Origin of the sequence: Nostoc sp., from assembly GCF_036916985.1 — a bacterium.
Classification (GTDB): Bacteria; Cyanobacteriota; Cyanobacteriia; order Cyanobacteriales; family Nostocaceae; genus Nostoc.
Genome location: NZ_JBALFD010000023.1, coordinates 1 through 16,725 on the forward strand (window position 1 = coordinate 1; position 16,725 = coordinate 16,725).

Genomic DNA, 16,725 nt, shown 5'->3' on the forward strand with positions numbered 1-16,725 from the left:
CCACGAAAAATCAATGCTTTGAGAGACTAGAATTGTTGAACTTTTTTATATGCTTACAGTGTGAAGACAAAATAAGATACCCTTATCTTTTATCCGATATAATCTACGATTAATACTACTTCCCTTGATATACAACACTTTCACCAACATGCGATCGCTCTGGGTGCATGTTGGCAACGGAATAGACACTATTGCGCTGCCGATAAATTTTGCTTGTCTTGGTATCGCCTTTGATGCGTCATCCAAGCGATAACCATTTACAGGGTGCTAACTTCCAGTTATAGTTAGCCGTAACTTATTATAGGCACAATGCAACTATAACTTTGACTTGGTGCAAAGATAGTTTACAAAAATTGCTCAGGCGATTGCCTTAGTTCCGGTTTAATTCGAGAAGCTATCCACGCGCAGATCCCGCCAGACATCAGAAATCTGCCAGCCGGAATTGCCCACCGATTGTACTGGAGGATTATCAAGAAATGGAATATAGGCAGGAACTCTAGGCTCTGAAATTGCTACTGGTTGCTCCTCAACCTCAACCACAGGGGCTGGAGAATTGACAGTATTAGCTTGAAGAAGTTGGTCTTCAGCCTCCTTGATTAGCTTCATCTGTTTCAGAGTAAGCTTGTCGGATTTTTTGATGATCTTCTTAGTATCTGTATCATTAGAAGTTTTCATTGGCTGTTCCCTCGAAGGCATTGGTTTAAAATTTGTCTGAGTAAAGTTACAAGAAGATAGGTATTAATAATTGCACAGAATTAACAAGTCACACCAAATCGATGGAAAATACGAGTCCCTTGAAGAAGAATTTATTAATTGTGTACAAATCTGTTTTCGGGTAGATGCCCCAGCATAATCTGTTGCACAGATACAAGTATTAAGCGATCGCTTCTCGATCATGACTGTAACTCAAGATTATTTTGCGGTTTTGACTCCTAATAAGCAGATAATGAAGGGTTAAGAGTTCTCGCTCATTAGGAACAGCGTTGAGAAACTTATCAGGTGATAAAGGCACAATAAGAGTTAGTAACTTAGCGCAACACTCAAACCCCAACATATCTGCCAAGATGACAGTAAGGAGTACTAGTTCTGGGCGCAATTGTTGAAAAATATTTATTGCTTCTGCACCATTTTTAGCTTGGGCTACTCGATAGCCTGATTGTTCTAGAAAAAAGCATAGTTCTTGGCGGTTTGCCTGATTGTCAGCAATCATCACTAAAGATTGGTTGCTTGAAGAGGAGCTTTCATGACAGTAGATTGCTTTTAGCAGAATATTTAAGCGGTTTTACTATTTGCATTACTAATTGCTCTCGGTATCAAGTTAAACCTTTAGCTTGTACGGTATAAAACCTTTGGTCAGACTGAGTGTAGAGTTATTCTATGTTCCTGGTAGCGTAATGCTCCTATATAAGTATAAGCAATCACGTCCAAACCAAATTCGTTTTGTGGTAGAGCTAGGGAACCTTCTTGCTCTGGTCGATATGCTTTTTTGTACCGCAGACATGACTGATTTTGACATCGACGAATTTTTAGCTTTAGTTCTACTACCCCATAAAACGTTCTTATATGTCGAGGATTATTGTATTCATTCCACATTGCTTTCCCGCACGAAGGGCATTTTTTTTGAAACACAATCGAGTACTTTAAAAGATGCTGCCTCTGGTTTTAGACAATTTCATGCCAATTTTTTGCACCATTATTTCGGTACAAGGTCAAGATTACAGGATTTCCACTCTTCTCTAGTAAGTCTTTTTTGAGCAAACTACAAATTAAGCCATTACACAACACCTTGAAAGGGCTAGTGGATTCAAGAGGTAATAGTGCTAAGAATTACTACAATTTCATTAAGTTATTTTGCTTTAAGTTAAAAATATATTTTAGTGTATACTTTAATACCTTTAACTATTTAAAATTTTTTAAATAGTATACTGTATAAATTAGTAATGAAAGACTAGTAGTTTAAGACGTTAAATAATTTATGACAAATCCTAAAGAAGTTTCTTTAAATACTACAAATGGTGGTATCCAACTTCATTGCTAGCTGACTTTTCAACATATCTCAGATTTTTAGAAATTATATTAAGAAGGTTAAGTTTTCTATGACAGGAGAATCTTTAGAGCTAGGTAGAGAATATCCACCACAAGGCGAAGAATTACTGATAGAGCGAATATTAGCAATCAGTAAATTCTCAATGGAACACAAGCCTCATCCTCCGACTCTAAGGGATCAGCACCCGAAGAGTCATGCTTTCGTTGAAGGAGAGCTTATTGTTGAAGAAAATATTCCTAATGATTTTAAAGTAGGGGTCTTTGCAACACTCAAAACTTATCCTATCTGGATTCGTTTTTCTAATGGTAGTAGCGATTCTGCTGGAAATATTCAACCTGATACAGTAGGCGACATTCGTGGAATGGCTATTAAGTTAACAGGTGTCGAAGGAATTATGGCAATTGATACTCCCTCTCATCATGGAGAGCAAGATTTTGTACTTATAAATAACCCTACTTTCTTTATTCGTGACGTTCAAGGATATATTGACTTTTTTCCCGTTATAAACGCGATAAGGCAAGGAAAAATTACTTTCAGCCTAGATGGTAAACCAAAGGACATTCCTGATGATTTGCAGGCACAATTTCGAGCAATTTCCTATGCTCTTCCACTAGTTGAAACAATTAAAGCAAAGTCAACTTCTAGTCCGTTAGAGATTACTTACTGGAGTGCAACTCCTTATAGAATGGGTAATCGTGCCATTAAGTTTTCTGTTGTTCCTCAAAGTATTGGTGAAAACTTCAATCCAGAAATTGCCACTGATAAAAATAATTATTTACGAGAGGCAATGACTAAGAAATTAGATAGTGAAGATGTTTATTTGGACTTTAAGATTCAATTGCAAACGGATGCCTTAAGAATGCCGATTGAAGATCCAATAGTTGTATGGGATGAGCAGGAATCACCTTATATCAAGGTAGCAACCATTAAAATTCCTCGGCAAGACTTTAATACTGAAGAGCGCAAACAGCTTGATGAAAAGCAATCTTTTTCGCCGTGGCATTCTCTATTAGAACATCAACCATTAGGAGGGGTCAATCGCGCTCGTAAAATATATATGGAACTGGCTAATATCAGAAATAAAATTAATCAAGGTAATATATAGATAGTGTATAGCGCAAGGTAGTGGATGTGAAAACCACCTAATAAATCACTGAACCGGAAGGGAGCATAGGTTATTTGTTGAGGTGTCGTTACATAGCATTATTGCCCTATGCTTACTCTGGTTAGATAACTCTAAGAAAGAAAACAAATCAACTCAGCCGAACCAACCAGCTTGACGTTAGAAGAATTATTTTTGAGTTTCAAATGAGTTTTTGTTTAGTCTCAACTTTTGTTAAGGAGTATATATGCCGCAAATTTTGGTTGGTGACTTGAACGTTCACTACGAGTTAAAAGGTAATGGTGATCCTTTACTGATGATTATGGGTCTAAGCTTTAGCCTGTTAGACTGGGGTGATGAGTTACCTAATGAACTTGCAAAGCAATATCAGGTAATTCTCTTCGATAATCGAGATGCTGGGCAAACAAAAAGTTCATCAGTGAAAAACTACACAATCGCCGATCTGGCAGATAATGCAGCTGGTTTATTGAAAGAATTGGGAATCAAGCAAGCTCATGTCTTTGGTGTAAGCATGGGTGGTATGGTTGCTCAACAATTTGCTTTGAGACATCCTGATAAACTCAATAAGTTGGTATTGGGTTGCACAATGGCGGGTGGTGCTTGTAGTATTCCAGCCAATCTTGCAAATCTGGTTGGAGGAAGCCTTTTAGATTTCTTATTTACGTCGTCATATCTGGCAGATCCAGATAATAAGAAAAAAGCACAAGAATTTTTGGCAAAGACTTCTCTATTTCACAGCAAGGAGGATGGTTTTATACGGCAGATGAAAGCGATTGCTAGTCATGATATATGTAATGTGCTACCAGATATCAAAGCTCTGACACTGGTAATTACTGGAGATAGCGATGTAGCAATCCCACCTGAAAATAGTGACGTTTTGGTGCAGAAGATTTCCGGTGCAAAACTTGCAATGATTAAAGGTGCTGCTCATGGGTTTCCTTACAGCCATGCTCCTGAAGCTGTAAAATTATTGACTGATTTTCTATCCTAGTTTAACAACACAGAAATAAAGATTTTAATTAATAGTATGACAAAAAATGAAAGTGATTCTCAAAAAGAAGATAAAACTACAAATCAAAAATCTGCATCACAATCAATAGAAAATCAATCTGCAAACAAATATCAGTATTGTTCCCAGCCTGCAACAGTCGAGCGAGTGTTTGAGCCTAAAGTAGAAGGCGATCAACAACGACTTATAAGGATTTTGAGCTTTGATAAAAAATGGCTTAATGGAACGGTACTTCATTATTATTTTTTTGATGAAATACCTTTGAATGGCTCTGAAGCTGCTAAAAATGTGGTTCGCAAGGCTTTTCAAATTTGGAAAAATATAGGAATAGGACTAGAATTTAAAGAAGTTAGCTCAAAAAGTGAAGCAGAAATTAGGATTGGATTTCTTGAGGGTGATGGTGCATGGTCTTATATTGGTAAAGATATCCTCAAGCAGGGTATCAATGAAAGAACGATGAATTTTGGTTGGGATATCACCCGCAATCCTCGAGAAATTGATACAGCTATTCATGAAATCGGTCATACTTTAGGATTTCCCCATGAGCATCAAAACCCAAACGCTGGGATTGTGTGGGATGAAGAAAAAGTTTACGCTTCTTTAGCGAGTCCACCCAATCAATGGAATCGGCAAACAACATTTAATAATATTATCCGCAAACTCGACCCGCGTGAGGTAGAAGGATCGGAATGGGATCCAAATTCTGTCATGGAATATCCTTTTGAACCTGGACTAATCCTGTCACCACCTGGATATGGCGAAAAAGGCATTAATCCAGCAGGCGGATTATCAGCAAAAGATATAGAATATGCTCTAAAATTTTATCCTCCACTGCCTACACAAGAAATCGAATTAAAACCTTTTGTATCTGTTCCACTAAAACTAGCAGAGGATCGACAACAGAACTTTAAAATTATCCCGGATGCAACACGAAACTATAGCTTTGCGACCTTTGGAAAATCAGATTCGATACTTGGCTTATTTGAAATCATCGATGGTACACCACGCTATACTAAAGCGGATGACGATAGTGGTGAAGAACGCAATGCCACACTAAACATTAAACTATTTGCGGGTCGTCAGTACATTTTGAGAGTTCGCAACTATAGTAATCAAGATGAACAAATTGCAGTCATGATGTGGTAAGGAGAAATAAGTCATGGTTGAAATATATGGTGGTTTCTCTTTACAACGGCAGGATAGCGATAAAAGCCAAGTTTGGGGAGGTGTAAAACGAGATACTGCTGCGAACCACGTTGCTGAACTTCAGCAAGATCTCAAAGAGTTAGGATTCCGTATTGTCGGAGAATCCCCCGATGGCGTGTTCGGGCGTAACATTGAATGGGCTGTACGTGAATTCCAGATTTACGCGAAGATGGAATTCGTCGCTAGAGATATTGCCAAAGAAAAAGCTTCTCTAGCGAGTATTCTCGATTTTTTGCGCTTGGTTGAACAGAAAAATGACGATCGCTATTCAGGTGCAGTGAGTGGTGTTGTCAATTCCGAAACTGCAAAACGCATTAAAGCTTGGAAAGACAAAGGCTGGCGTTGTCCAGTGATTGCCTGTGCTTTTGAGATATCTAACAACGAGCGGACAGCAAATGTCAGAGTTAGTAATCTGTGGGCGGGTGATGAGTCGTATGAAAAACCTAAATATACACGAGTTTATGTTCGAGATTTTACCCGCTACTACTGCCAGAATGGAGAAGTCCCCACTCAAGTGCAGTTATTGTGGGTCGATTCCTCTTCTACAAGCCCATTTCAGCTAAAGTTTAGGGGTAACACGAGTAGCGACATTAGTGATCGAACAGTGGCGAGTCTGCAAACCGCCCTAAACACCCTCGGTAATTTTAAGGTCATTGGAACTGATGGTGGACTTTGTGAGATCCGCTTCATAGATCAGCCAACCCTCGGAACAGCAGAAATTCTAACGGTTGAAGGGATTCCCACCGATGCGTTTCACCTCGCCACTGTCCCTGAATGGCTAGTTGTCGGAGACTATGCTAAATACAGTGACTTTGGTGGCCCTCGATCGCTACCGCCAAATCACTGTCCATCCCAATACGGCGGCGAACTGTTGCCCGAATCTTTAATAGGGAAAACGGCTGCTGAGGTAGACAATTCAGATACTCTAAAAAGTACCTACCGAGTCGTGCGGGCAGTCTCAGAAGTAGAATGTTTAGGCTTCTTTGATAGTTTGAATGCTTATGATACAGGACTTATTTCCCTTGGTCCCTGCCACTGGACTTTAGGACTGAAAATTGACAAGACTCCAGCGATCGCAGCAGGGGAATTAGGAGCTTTTTTCTCCTTTTTAAAAAATAAATCTCAAGCATCATTTGAGAAAGTCATCGGTCAATTTGGCGTACAAATAAGCAATCAATGGGATGAAACCCCAGGTAAAGGGGCTAAACTTTTTAACAAAAGTCTGCGAACTTACACCACTTGGCTGCAATTACAAACAGAAACGGGATTTGCCCCTTTAGCCAAGACTTGGCAGGAAGCCAGTTGGTTTAAAACTTGGCATTGGTTTTATCGCTTCGCTATGGCAGGGCGAACTCAGTTTGCTGATGGGGCTACTGCTCCAAAAACAAATTCTCTGCTAATTGCTTACCGACTAGCCATGTGGGATATGGCCCGCATTCGTTTGCGGAATATCTTGACAGCTGAATGGCCAAAAATTGAAGGTAAAACTCTGATTTATGAAGGTGAAGAAAATCAGGCAGGGCCGAAAGGACCTCGCACCGCCCGCATTGGCGATGTCTTTACCTCAGAATTAGCAACTGCTCTCTTGCTACGCTGGCATATTAATATTCCAGCGACACTGCTCAAAAATGGCAAAGCCGGCAAACACCTTATTAATATTCTCAGACAAGTCGATAGTGGAGCGATCGCTGGTCTAGTGGCTCGGATTGATACAAATGACGCTCAAGCAGCTTTGACGAGTCAACTGATAAGTTATATTGAGTCCGATGCAAATCCCTTAAAGCTAGGCTCTAAGGCTATAAAAAACTTAGTCACCACGCTAAAGGAAATCCAGAATTGGCCAGAAGACCCTGCCCGTCAGAACCGAGGCTACCGATTAAAGAAAGATTCGGGCAATACAAATCTAAATAATCTAATCCAGGAAAAATTATTGCTCACAAGAAGGAGTTTTTCTTTTCACAAAGAGGGAATCGATGTTGCTCAGTTGCCCATTTCACCTCAAAAAGTGCAATATGCGGTAATTCCTATTAGTACCCCTGTACAAACCGATCGTCCTTCTTTTTTCCGATTTGGTGTAGCACTTTTAACTAAGCTATTCGATTTCGATGATACTGAAGAACTAGCAGCAACCATACCTATCAATGAATTAGCCCTCACCATATTTGCTCCTCCTTTAGCTCCTAACGATCCTATTCCTGATGACGATCCCTCTCTAGATGGGCTACCGCAAACCATCGTACAAGAACAACCCTTGTTTGTGGGTTTCAAGTTTCCTGTTACAAAGATTGAAGGCCGCGATCTAAAACCCGCAGATATTGTTACTGATATAAACTCATTATCAGATGAAGATTTTATCCTTTTTAATGAAACCGAAGACCCCCACAATCAAAACAGTGAAATCCTCTCATTAAACTTAAACGAAGATATCGGTAAACAAGTTTGGCAACTCGATCTATCCTCTCTCGCAGATTTTTTAGGATTCAAACCAGAAGTTAAGGTCATCCTAGAAAATGGTCAGGTTCGCCTAGATGTCACAGTTGATGACCAAAAGGTTTCCTTACCGCGGCCTTTTAACTGGTCGTTTGCCGCCAATGGTTTAGATACCGCCCAATGGACAACCTTTGAGTTTGATGTGAGCGATCGCTCTGATTTGGAAGTGGCTCATATCAAGTTTGACATAACTGAAAAAACCCTTCCACTAGACTACGGTTTACCATTTTTGTTGACGGGTAAGATGAGCGGCACTTTAGATTTAGAAGTGATTTTAGATCGAAAGTGGCAACTTGCGCCGAAACTTGATTTAACAGTAGCGATCGAAAGCGATAGTCGTATTGATTTAGGTTCTCCCATTGCCCAGCTTTCTTTACCAACTGGAGGGTTTAAAATTGAATTCGATACGACTAGGGGACTGCGCTTCATTCTCAATGAAGACATACAACCAAAACTCCATCTTGATCTCTTTGAGAAATTCGACGGTCAGAATGTCGTCGTCAACAATATCTGGTCAGGGGAACAAGGGCAATTAATAATCCTTCCTTTACCGCAGTTAACAGGACTGAGCGAGGAAGTACGGACAATTACTTGGCAGAACAGTTTCCCCTCTGTGAACCAAGAACTCATGAGTCACCTGTTGGGCAATCTTAATGATATTGCTGTACAAACAGGACGACGCTTACAATCCTTAGCAGGTGGAGTTTTGGGCGCGGTAACACCCACACAAGTTACCTTCGATAAATGCAGCACTAATTCTTTCGCGTTCACGCCAGGAGAACTCAAGGTTTGTCTGAAGTTAAAAGTAGCCGATCAAAATGAGCAAAAAACCGTACTGGAGGGGGAAGGTGAATTTGTTTTTCTTTATGATGTAGAAGGTAATAGAGTGATTTTCAGACCTGGAGCTTTTCGCTGTACGGGAGAAAGTCTGATCCGCAGCAAAACCTCTTTTAACTCTAGTTTCTCTGAAATTATCTCACTGCATATTCCAGTAGAAACTGCTTTTAAATTTATCTGCGATCCTAAAGATCCTAAATTAGAGTACGAACCCGCTCAGTCTCAAAAGGATGGTGTGCCTTCACGTATTACTATTCGGGTTCCAGCTGCTCCTGACGACAAACCTCAAGACTCGACCTTTACCTTTGAATTGGAAGAATTCGCCCTACATAGTGCAGGTTTCGATCTCAAAGGCGCAATCCGTTCTGAAAAAGTACGCTTTGGAGAAATTTTTGCAGAACCCCTAGCCGTTAAAAGTCCTGAACGCAATAATTCTAGTAATGGCAAAACACCGACGACTGGATGGCTGGAATTTAAAAATAGCACCTTGGTCAAGGGAAGTCTGCAAGCCTCTGCTAAACTAAAATACTTCGATGATGCCACAGGAACATTTACCCTAGCTCTCGCTCAAGATTCTGCCAGTAAACAACTTGACGCGGCTGGATCTTTAGAAGTCAGTGGACTGTCAGAATTCCATATTGATCGCCTGTACATGGCTTGTCAGGTTGCGATGTTTCACTTAGGTGTGAAATATATAGCTGGTAAATGGTCTGTTGATGCTTGGATGACAGGACGAATCAAATTTGCCCCGCCTCGTGGTCAGTCAGCCGGCAATATGAAAGAATTGTCCGATCTGTTTAGTGGTGTAGAGTGCGGATTTGAGAAATTAGATCCTCTTAAGTTAGGCAGCGAGAAAGTTGAAGTCACTTTTCCTGTCAAACGCTTCGAGTTTGCCGATGTTTTCGATGTCGATCTGCAAGGAGTGAGTTTTGAGAAGCCAACAGCAACCCTAAAAGATGAACTGATGCTGTTAGGCAATATTACCATCAAGCAATTACCAGGAGTAGAAGCCTCGCTACGATTTGGCAATATTACTTTAATCGATGGCAATCCACCGACTTTTATTGTTGATCGCATTGGCGCACAATTTAGCGTACCGGGTGGATTTCGCCTGGATGGTGACTTTGAATTTATTGAATTTGAAACCGAATCAGGTTTTGTTGGGGCATTCGCCGTCACTACAGAAACTTTACCTAGAATTTCTGGCTTATTGAAATTAACTCGCGTTCGTACCCGCGATCGCCAAGCTTGGGTTCCGTCCATCGCCGTTTATCTAGAAACAGATATCGATGTTGCTTTATTTGCAGGCTTTTTCCTGCGGTCAATTGGAGTAGGGCTGGGGATCTATCAAGCATTAGCAGGATTGGAACCAGACAATAGTCGCCCGCTACCGCAAAAAATCATCCAATTGGTCAATAGTCCCACTGGCTTACCGCAACCTCGTCGCCCCGAAGCTTGGAAACCTGCCCCACCTGAACGAGTCAATAGCGGTCTAAATTGGATGTTTGTCGCATCAGGATTGCTAACCCTCGGTAAGTTAAAAAATGACCAACCTCATTCCCTTGCTGCCAGTATCTTACTAGCTCTTGACCAGGATTTACAGTTAGTTGTTGGTGTCAACATCTGGCTATTTGCCTCACCTCAAGATACTCAAAGTAAAGAATTTGCCTATCGTCCCGTGGGACGCGGTGCAGTCGGTTTATCTGTTAAAGAGAAGCGACTCTTTGCCATGTTCCGTACCTTGAAAAATCCCAAACTACGGAATGATGCCCCGCCAATATTAAAAGAAGTTTTGAGCAAAGTTGAGACAAGCTTACTCTTTAGTGCCGATCGCAAAGGGATGTTAGTAGAAGTGGGCTGGCCTTGGGAAACACGCATTAAAGGTCATGCTCTAGGGGAACTAATCAAAGGGGAAATGACCTCTGGCTTCCGTTTTGGTATTTATCAAGATGTTATCAGCTTTGGTCTCAATTATGCAGTTACGGTAGCTCTAGAGGCAGAACGTCGGATTGGGTTTGACACAAAATTGGGCAGTGCAGAAGCTTATCTATCCGCCAAAGGCAAAGGAACGTTTCGCGCTTCCTTTGCTGGAGCCTTAGACCGCAGTTTTCGAGTCTATCTGCTTGGAGATGTCCGAATCAACGCCACCTTAGCCCTCACTGCTCAAGCATCAGTCTCCTTCTCCAAAAAAATTACACGCTGGTTCAAAATTAAACTGAGTATTAAGTTTAAGACCACCATCGAAATCTCGATTTCAGCTGCACTGACCGCAGCAATGGAGCCTGGCCCGAATATAGGATTTGAGGGAGAAGCATCGGTAGCGATCTCGGTCTCTGGCTATCGTCTCGCTGGGCGTTTAACCTTTGCCTATCGCCGTGAAGCGATCGCATCCACTAGGAAAAACATTGAAAGATTGCTGCCACCCCGGTTGGATAATCAGATTGCTGCACGTTCTCAACAATTAGCCTCTGTCGAAAATCTCTCACAGGGTTGGAACTACCGTTTTACAAAAGTTAAAAATAATACATTTGTACGAGTCTTACTTTTTCCTAAACCTGGTACGCTTTATCCTCTTCCGGCTTTACCCAAAACCCTCTCTAAAGAAGATACCCAAGTTGTTTTAATAGACTTTAGCACTAACTTTAGCATTCTATCGATTCTAAATCTTTTAGAAACACTTCCAATCGATACAACTACTCTGAAAACTCTTCTGCAATCTCTATCTCTACCTTCAGAAATTAAATCAGTAAATATTCTCAATCAAGATATTCTTGCACCTTTAGAGGCTAACAAAGGTTGGCGCGTTGGGTCTGATAGTGACATTGCCGGACAAGATTATTTGCTGATTCCTTTTGAGGAAACAGTTATACCATCTACTTCGATTTTTGCGATCGCTAGTACGGATGCCGCTCCTATCATTACTGCTTTACCATCAGGCGATTTACCAACAATAACCGCAACCTTAAAACCATTTTTTGATAATAACAGTAAACCTCTCCCCGCTCTCATCGACGGAATAAGTCCCTTAAGCAGTGACACAGTTACTGCTTTAGGTGGTCAAGAAGGTTGGCGTATTGGCAGTGATGTTACTTTATCCGATCAAGATTATGCACTGATTTTGATGCCTGATGCTTCTTTAAGCGTCTATTTCAATCCCGAACGCATCAGAACCGTCATCCGCGTTTTTTTGAATCCGCAACGACCGCGCTTTGCTCTCAAACTCAACAAACCCGAATTATTTAAAGGCTTTGTCAGGAATCAGAAAGTTAATCCAGTTGACGCTCAACTCTTCTGGGGAGAAGATATTAACCGAGAACTATCTCCTCTAGATTCTCCCAAGGAAGAAAAAATTTATGTCCGTGATGTCTTACGTTCGCTCAATCAAGAGCAAGGAAAAACCCACTTTCAAGGGACGAAGGAAATCAACGATTCACGTCCACTCAATCCTTCTCCTGAGCATACCGATGATGAAACTGCATCAGTTGCAACAGCACAGGTTAATTCGCCCAATTTAACCCGCAATACTAAGTACGATCAAGCTTTATCTGATGCTTGGTCGGAATCGACAACTCCACGCTCCTTTTTAGTTTCATACAAAGATTCAGCCGATAAAATTAAGATTGAGCAAGCGATCAACAAGTTAATTGAGCTTGCTCAAAGTCCGACAGAAACTGACTTTCCCCAAGAATTGAGTGATTTATTTGTAGGAAAAACCGAGCAACTGTTAAGCAGAATCTTTGTTACACAACTCCCTAACTCGGAGGTTGAACCATTTCAAGCTCAAGCTGTGTGGCAAGTTAATCCAGGAAATGATGAACCTGCCGATTCTAATGGTTTTGTTCCTGGGTACTATATCCTGCAAATCGATCAAGGTTTAAAGGTTATCGCCAATTACTACAATGAATCAAAGATAGAAGAGCCTCTCTCTCCAGGAATGCTGTTAGCAGAATTGTTAGAACTCATGGCTGATGAAACCGCTTCCGTTGATACGGTCGTTAATGAAGGTTTTGCACCTTATCTCAATCTTGTTTTAGAATTTGAGCTAACCAAAGATTTAGAGAATAAATTCGATCCAGTTCCCGAATTGATCGACTTAGAGCAGGGAATCAGGATTGAAGAAATACAACAAACGCTAGAATCACTTTTAGGTAAAGGCATTGAACCACCTGAATACGATCTTGTAGCGGGGCCAGTTCACCAGTCTAATGAACAGATTTGCTTGACTTGGTTATTTTTGCGTGAAGATTTAGCCCAACCGCAATTAGAAGTTAGTCCTGAAGACTCAGCCAATCCCTTTGTTGCTTATACTGAACTAGAACGGTTTGTGATTATTCGCCGCAACCTCAGCAGTTTGTCCGATAAACCAAGGGAAATTGCCATTTATCCGTCATGGATTCAAGGTAAAACAGGCTTAATCCGCCCTCAGTTTCAGTTTGTCGATGAGCAACTCGAAAATGTCAGTGAAGGAAATCAACTACAGTACGAAGTCATTGCTAAAGCTTGCGATCGCATTTTAGCTTCTTGTTTAATTAATACCATTCGTCAAACTGTTCAGCCTTTACCACCGTTAGGACAAGCCTTAGCCTTGCACGATCTTAACTCTAGAGAACCGAGCATCGAAATTGTTGTGGCAGTTGAATCCGTCGCCCAAGAAAAATTTCGGCTCACCGATGAGTCGGTTAAAGAATTGAAAACCATTTTATACAAGAACTTCACTGACGATATCACTGACAATATAATTGATGGGATTATTAACAAGGTTATTTCTTTGGTCAACCAGACTTTTGACCAAGAAACTCAGTTGAGAAAACAACTGAAAGAATTATTGAGTGCAGGAGAACTAATCCGCTTTGAAAAGTACATCTTGGCTCAAGCGCGATTTACAGTTTTCGTGCCTCTTTTCTCTGAGGATGAATTACGATTGCGCTATCGCTTAACGCAAGCCAAAACTGTTGGTTCCTATGGCTTTGAAAATCGTCCAGAAGTCACCACTCAGTGGTCAAACGGACTCCCCTCACGTGAAAAAGACCTTAATTTCCCCCAGATCGAATTTGCCTCAGTTCAAGGAAATTATCAACTTCCTTGGGTAGAAACAGCCGATACAGCTGACTTACCCTTATTAGATTCCATAAGCTGGGAATTAGTTGAAGAAACCCTACCCGGACAGCCTCTCCAATATGGTTATCGCAAACGATTTCCAGAAAAACAACTGCGTGAGTCCCTCGGAAAATGGCGTGAGGGGGCTGCCATTGAATTTTTTATCGGTCGAGAACAATCAAACCAGCAACAAGGAAACATAAAAAAAACAAGCAAGCGATCGCCTCTGTTGAAATGCCGACATGCCATCATTGCGATCGCTGCTATACCTTTGACGGACGATCCCTCCAATAATCCTTTATATCTGGGACGGGGGAACTTTGTAGAAGCCCTTGAATATCTTCCCGAAGATAAGCCTCAATTAGAGTGGCTCAATCCTAAACGAGTCATTGAGCATCAAATTGATTATCCAAAAAATGACGAGCAGAAGACATTCTCACTTACTCTAGCATGGCGACATGACCTATCAGGACGACAAGGCTATGACGATCCGATGTTACTGGGATACGACGATCCCTCAGCAGATACCCCTGGTTTGAAAAAACTATTCGATCCAGTCATTGGCTATCGCCTTTACCGCCAAGATGCCTATGACCCCAATCCGTTAAGAGCCGACGCAGAAGTTTTTATCCGAGTTATCCCCGATCTGCTCTACCGCGCTCAACCCGCCTCGATTGAAGTGCTGGGATTGACAGATAAACCCGATCCAACGATTTCCCGTCCGCGCAAACCCACTAACCTTGATGAAGCAACGATTGATCGCCTCGATTATGGATTGATCGCCCCGGTTGCCGATTGGATACCAAAGCAAGAGGACAGAAGGGATTTAAAAACAGAGACGCTAAACGATCTTGCTGATGGAACGCCAGCACCGTTACCGTTCAATGAACCAGAAAAACTTCCCGGTGGACGAGTTTGGCTACATAAAGCTATTCAGGAATTTATCACAAAACTCAAAGATAAACTGCAAGCTAAGGCAGTTATTGAATTAGACGATCCACTGGAGTTAAAAGCAGATGCCGAGGAAAGTGTTACCGATGAATTACTCATCTCGGAATTACAGACGTTGCAGACTGAGTTGAATGGTAAAACCGATCCCTACGGTTGGCGAACGGCTGAAGCATTTGGCTTATCTTGTGAATGTCGTTTTCAAACCAGCACGGGACAATTCATCCCTACTGAAACCGTCGTCAAGGCCATTGATGAGATCAAAAATGACTTACCTCAAGTAAGTGTCGGTATTTTTCTTGCTGAGAACGATCAAACACCGTTAAATGTAATCCGGTTGGTTTATGCACGTAAAATCCGAGACTGGACAGAACCAAAGCGGGCATTCGATCTAGATATTGCCTTCGCTCATCGCTATCTAGGGACGCAAGTAACTGACAATCAATATATTCATCGGACTCTCACCGAATCACAGCGTCAGCGATTGTTAAATGATAAATCAGGTTTTAATCTTAAACAATGGCTTGATAACCTCAATGCTCGACTAACAACCTCGCAGTTGATGGATGAAGATCAAACAAGAGCAATTAGTCATCTAACCTTCTTTCGCTATGATGCCAGAACCAGCCAAAATGTATCTCAAGCAGACAACTTACCACCGCAAGCTGTTGTGGCTTTACCTATCAACCGAGAAGGACGGATCGAACATCGCCTAGCAGTTCCCGATCGCTGGGCGCACCAGTACAAAATTTCATTAGAACTTGTACGACGCTACGATCAAGCACGAGGGCGTATTTTCGGCGGCATACCCCAGCCAGAGTATCAAAGCGTAATTGATGTCATGCGATCGCTTGAACTTGTTCCTCACAATCTCCTCGCCACACCGCTAAACGGTGGAATTCAAGCGATCGTTTTCCGTCATCCGGCGGCTTTTGCAGCAGCAGCTTCAGCTGTACAAGCGGCTCATATTCAATATTCAGGGCAAACTGTCCATCTAGAACGCCGGATCGATCCAAGCGTTTTGGACGTACTCAAAGCCCTCTACAATCGCTTTACCGTGAAGAATCCCGCTTTGAATTGGCAACTCTATCAGCAATGGCTCTTTAAGAGTGGCAAAGAAGATGTGACACCTGGCCCGAAACTGTACAGTGCGGATGGGGCGATCGCAAAACCTAAATCTCTCGATCCGCTACAACCCGTAGACGAAGGAACACTACCCGCAATTTATGGAGCTGATCGCTATGTTTTCCCCGATCTTCCTGGCTACTATCAGTATCGAGTCGTCGCCTATAGTACCGCCGGTCGTCGCCATAGTCAACCAAAAGCAACTCCTTGGATTAGCCCACTTTATGAAGCAGGAGACAATGCACGTCAGCGTCCTGTCGCTGAACCCTGTAATTTAGCAGATTATAGCGCCAGTCAAAAAACTTTAAAATTGCAAATTCCCCTAATTCATCCTCGACAACATTTATTAGAGGCGATTCGTGGCTTATGGGTCGATGCAGATGACTGGTTTGAGATTAACACGACACCTGCGATCGCGCTGAGGTTTGGCAGTCTTCCCGATTTGTATCTGACTTATCAACTCTATTTATGGATTAACAAAGGTGTCGGTGATGGTGCAACGCGAGTTTATTTACCGTTGCTGAAGATTAATAAACCACCTCGTTTAGAAAACGATGATGACAATAATTGGTTTGCTGTAGAATCACAAGCAACTGGCTTGAAACTAGCAACTGATCCAGCCACTAGCAGCGAAAAATTTATCATTACGCAAGTCGAAGGTCAACTCGTTTTTGAAATTGATTTAGACCTTAACGATCCTAAATGTCAACCTCTGCTAGAAGCTTTGAATGCTCTCAAAACAACCGATGTCAAAGAAATTATTTCTTTAGCAGTTCAACGGGGTGGAGTCTGGTCTAAGCTTCAACCGCCCTTTTTATAATCTAATTCTGCTCAATGCTTTTG

At 41.7% G+C, this 16,725-nt stretch carries 7 protein-coding genes; 4 read left to right on the top strand and 3 right to left on the bottom strand.

Annotated elements, in window-relative coordinates:
• Positions 1-381 precede the first annotated feature (381 nt).
• From V7L07_RS09325 to V7L07_RS09335, 3 genes are all read right to left on the bottom strand, one after another.
• Positions 382-675: a hypothetical protein gene (locus V7L07_RS09325; protein WP_335057110.1), complete on the bottom strand. Its 294-nt coding sequence runs from the start codon at positions 673-675 to the stop codon at positions 382-384.
• 199 nt (positions 676-874) lie between these two features.
• A complete protein-coding gene (locus V7L07_RS09330) occupies positions 875-1,210 on the bottom strand; it encodes a response regulator (RefSeq protein WP_335057112.1) in 336 nt (111 codons plus the stop codon).
• A 143-nt stretch (positions 1,211-1,353) separates the two neighbouring features.
• On the bottom strand, positions 1,354-1,593 hold the full coding sequence (locus V7L07_RS09335) for a hypothetical protein (RefSeq protein ID WP_442936033.1): 240 nt from the start codon (positions 1,591-1,593) through the stop codon (positions 1,354-1,356).
• Between the two features lie 503 nt (positions 1,594-2,096).
• Between V7L07_RS09335 and V7L07_RS09340 the strand changes: the two genes are divergently transcribed.
• The 4 genes from V7L07_RS09340 to V7L07_RS09355 all read left to right on the top strand — a co-directional run bounded on the left by V7L07_RS09340 (position 2,097) and on the right by V7L07_RS09355 (position 16,702).
• A complete protein-coding gene (locus tag V7L07_RS09340; RefSeq protein WP_335057114.1) occupies positions 2,097-3,152 on the top strand; it encodes a catalase family protein in 1,056 nt (351 codons plus the stop codon).
• A gap of 244 nt (positions 3,153-3,396) precedes the next feature.
• Positions 3,397-4,161 carry an alpha/beta fold hydrolase gene (locus V7L07_RS09345; protein ID WP_335057116.1) on the top strand — a complete coding sequence of 255 codons (765 nt, stop codon included), beginning with the start codon at positions 3,397-3,399 and terminating at the stop codon, positions 4,159-4,161.
• A 36-nt stretch (positions 4,162-4,197) separates the two neighbouring features.
• A complete protein-coding gene (locus V7L07_RS09350) occupies positions 4,198-5,325 on the top strand; it encodes a matrixin family metalloprotease (protein WP_335057118.1) in 1,128 nt (375 codons plus the stop codon).
• A 13-nt stretch (positions 5,326-5,338) separates the two neighbouring features.
• Positions 5,339-16,702 carry a peptidoglycan-binding domain-containing protein gene (locus tag V7L07_RS09355; RefSeq protein ID WP_335057120.1) on the top strand — a complete coding sequence of 3,788 codons (11,364 nt, stop codon included), beginning with the start codon at positions 5,339-5,341 and terminating at the stop codon, positions 16,700-16,702.
• Positions 16,703-16,725 lie beyond the last annotated feature (23 nt).

Excerpts from the sequence above, each read along its gene's own strand:
- V7L07_RS09325 (WP_335057110.1), bottom strand. The coding sequence starts at position 675 with ATGAAAACTTCTAATGATACAGATACTAAGAAGATCATCAAAAAATCC.
- V7L07_RS09330 (WP_335057112.1), bottom strand. The coding sequence starts at position 1,210 with ATGATTGCTGACAATCAGGCAAACCGCCAAGAACTATGCTTTTTTCTA.
- V7L07_RS09335 (WP_442936033.1), bottom strand. The coding sequence starts at position 1,593 with ATGTGGAATGAATACAATAATCCTCGACATATAAGAACGTTTTATGGG.
- V7L07_RS09340 (WP_335057114.1), top strand. The coding sequence starts at position 2,097 with ATGACAGGAGAATCTTTAGAGCTAGGTAGAGAATATCCACCACAAGGC.
- V7L07_RS09345 (WP_335057116.1), top strand. The coding sequence starts at position 3,397 with ATGCCGCAAATTTTGGTTGGTGACTTGAACGTTCACTACGAGTTAAAA.
- V7L07_RS09350 (WP_335057118.1), top strand. The coding sequence starts at position 4,198 with ATGACAAAAAATGAAAGTGATTCTCAAAAAGAAGATAAAACTACAAAT.
- V7L07_RS09355 (WP_335057120.1), top strand. The coding sequence starts at position 5,339 with ATGGTTGAAATATATGGTGGTTTCTCTTTACAACGGCAGGATAGCGAT.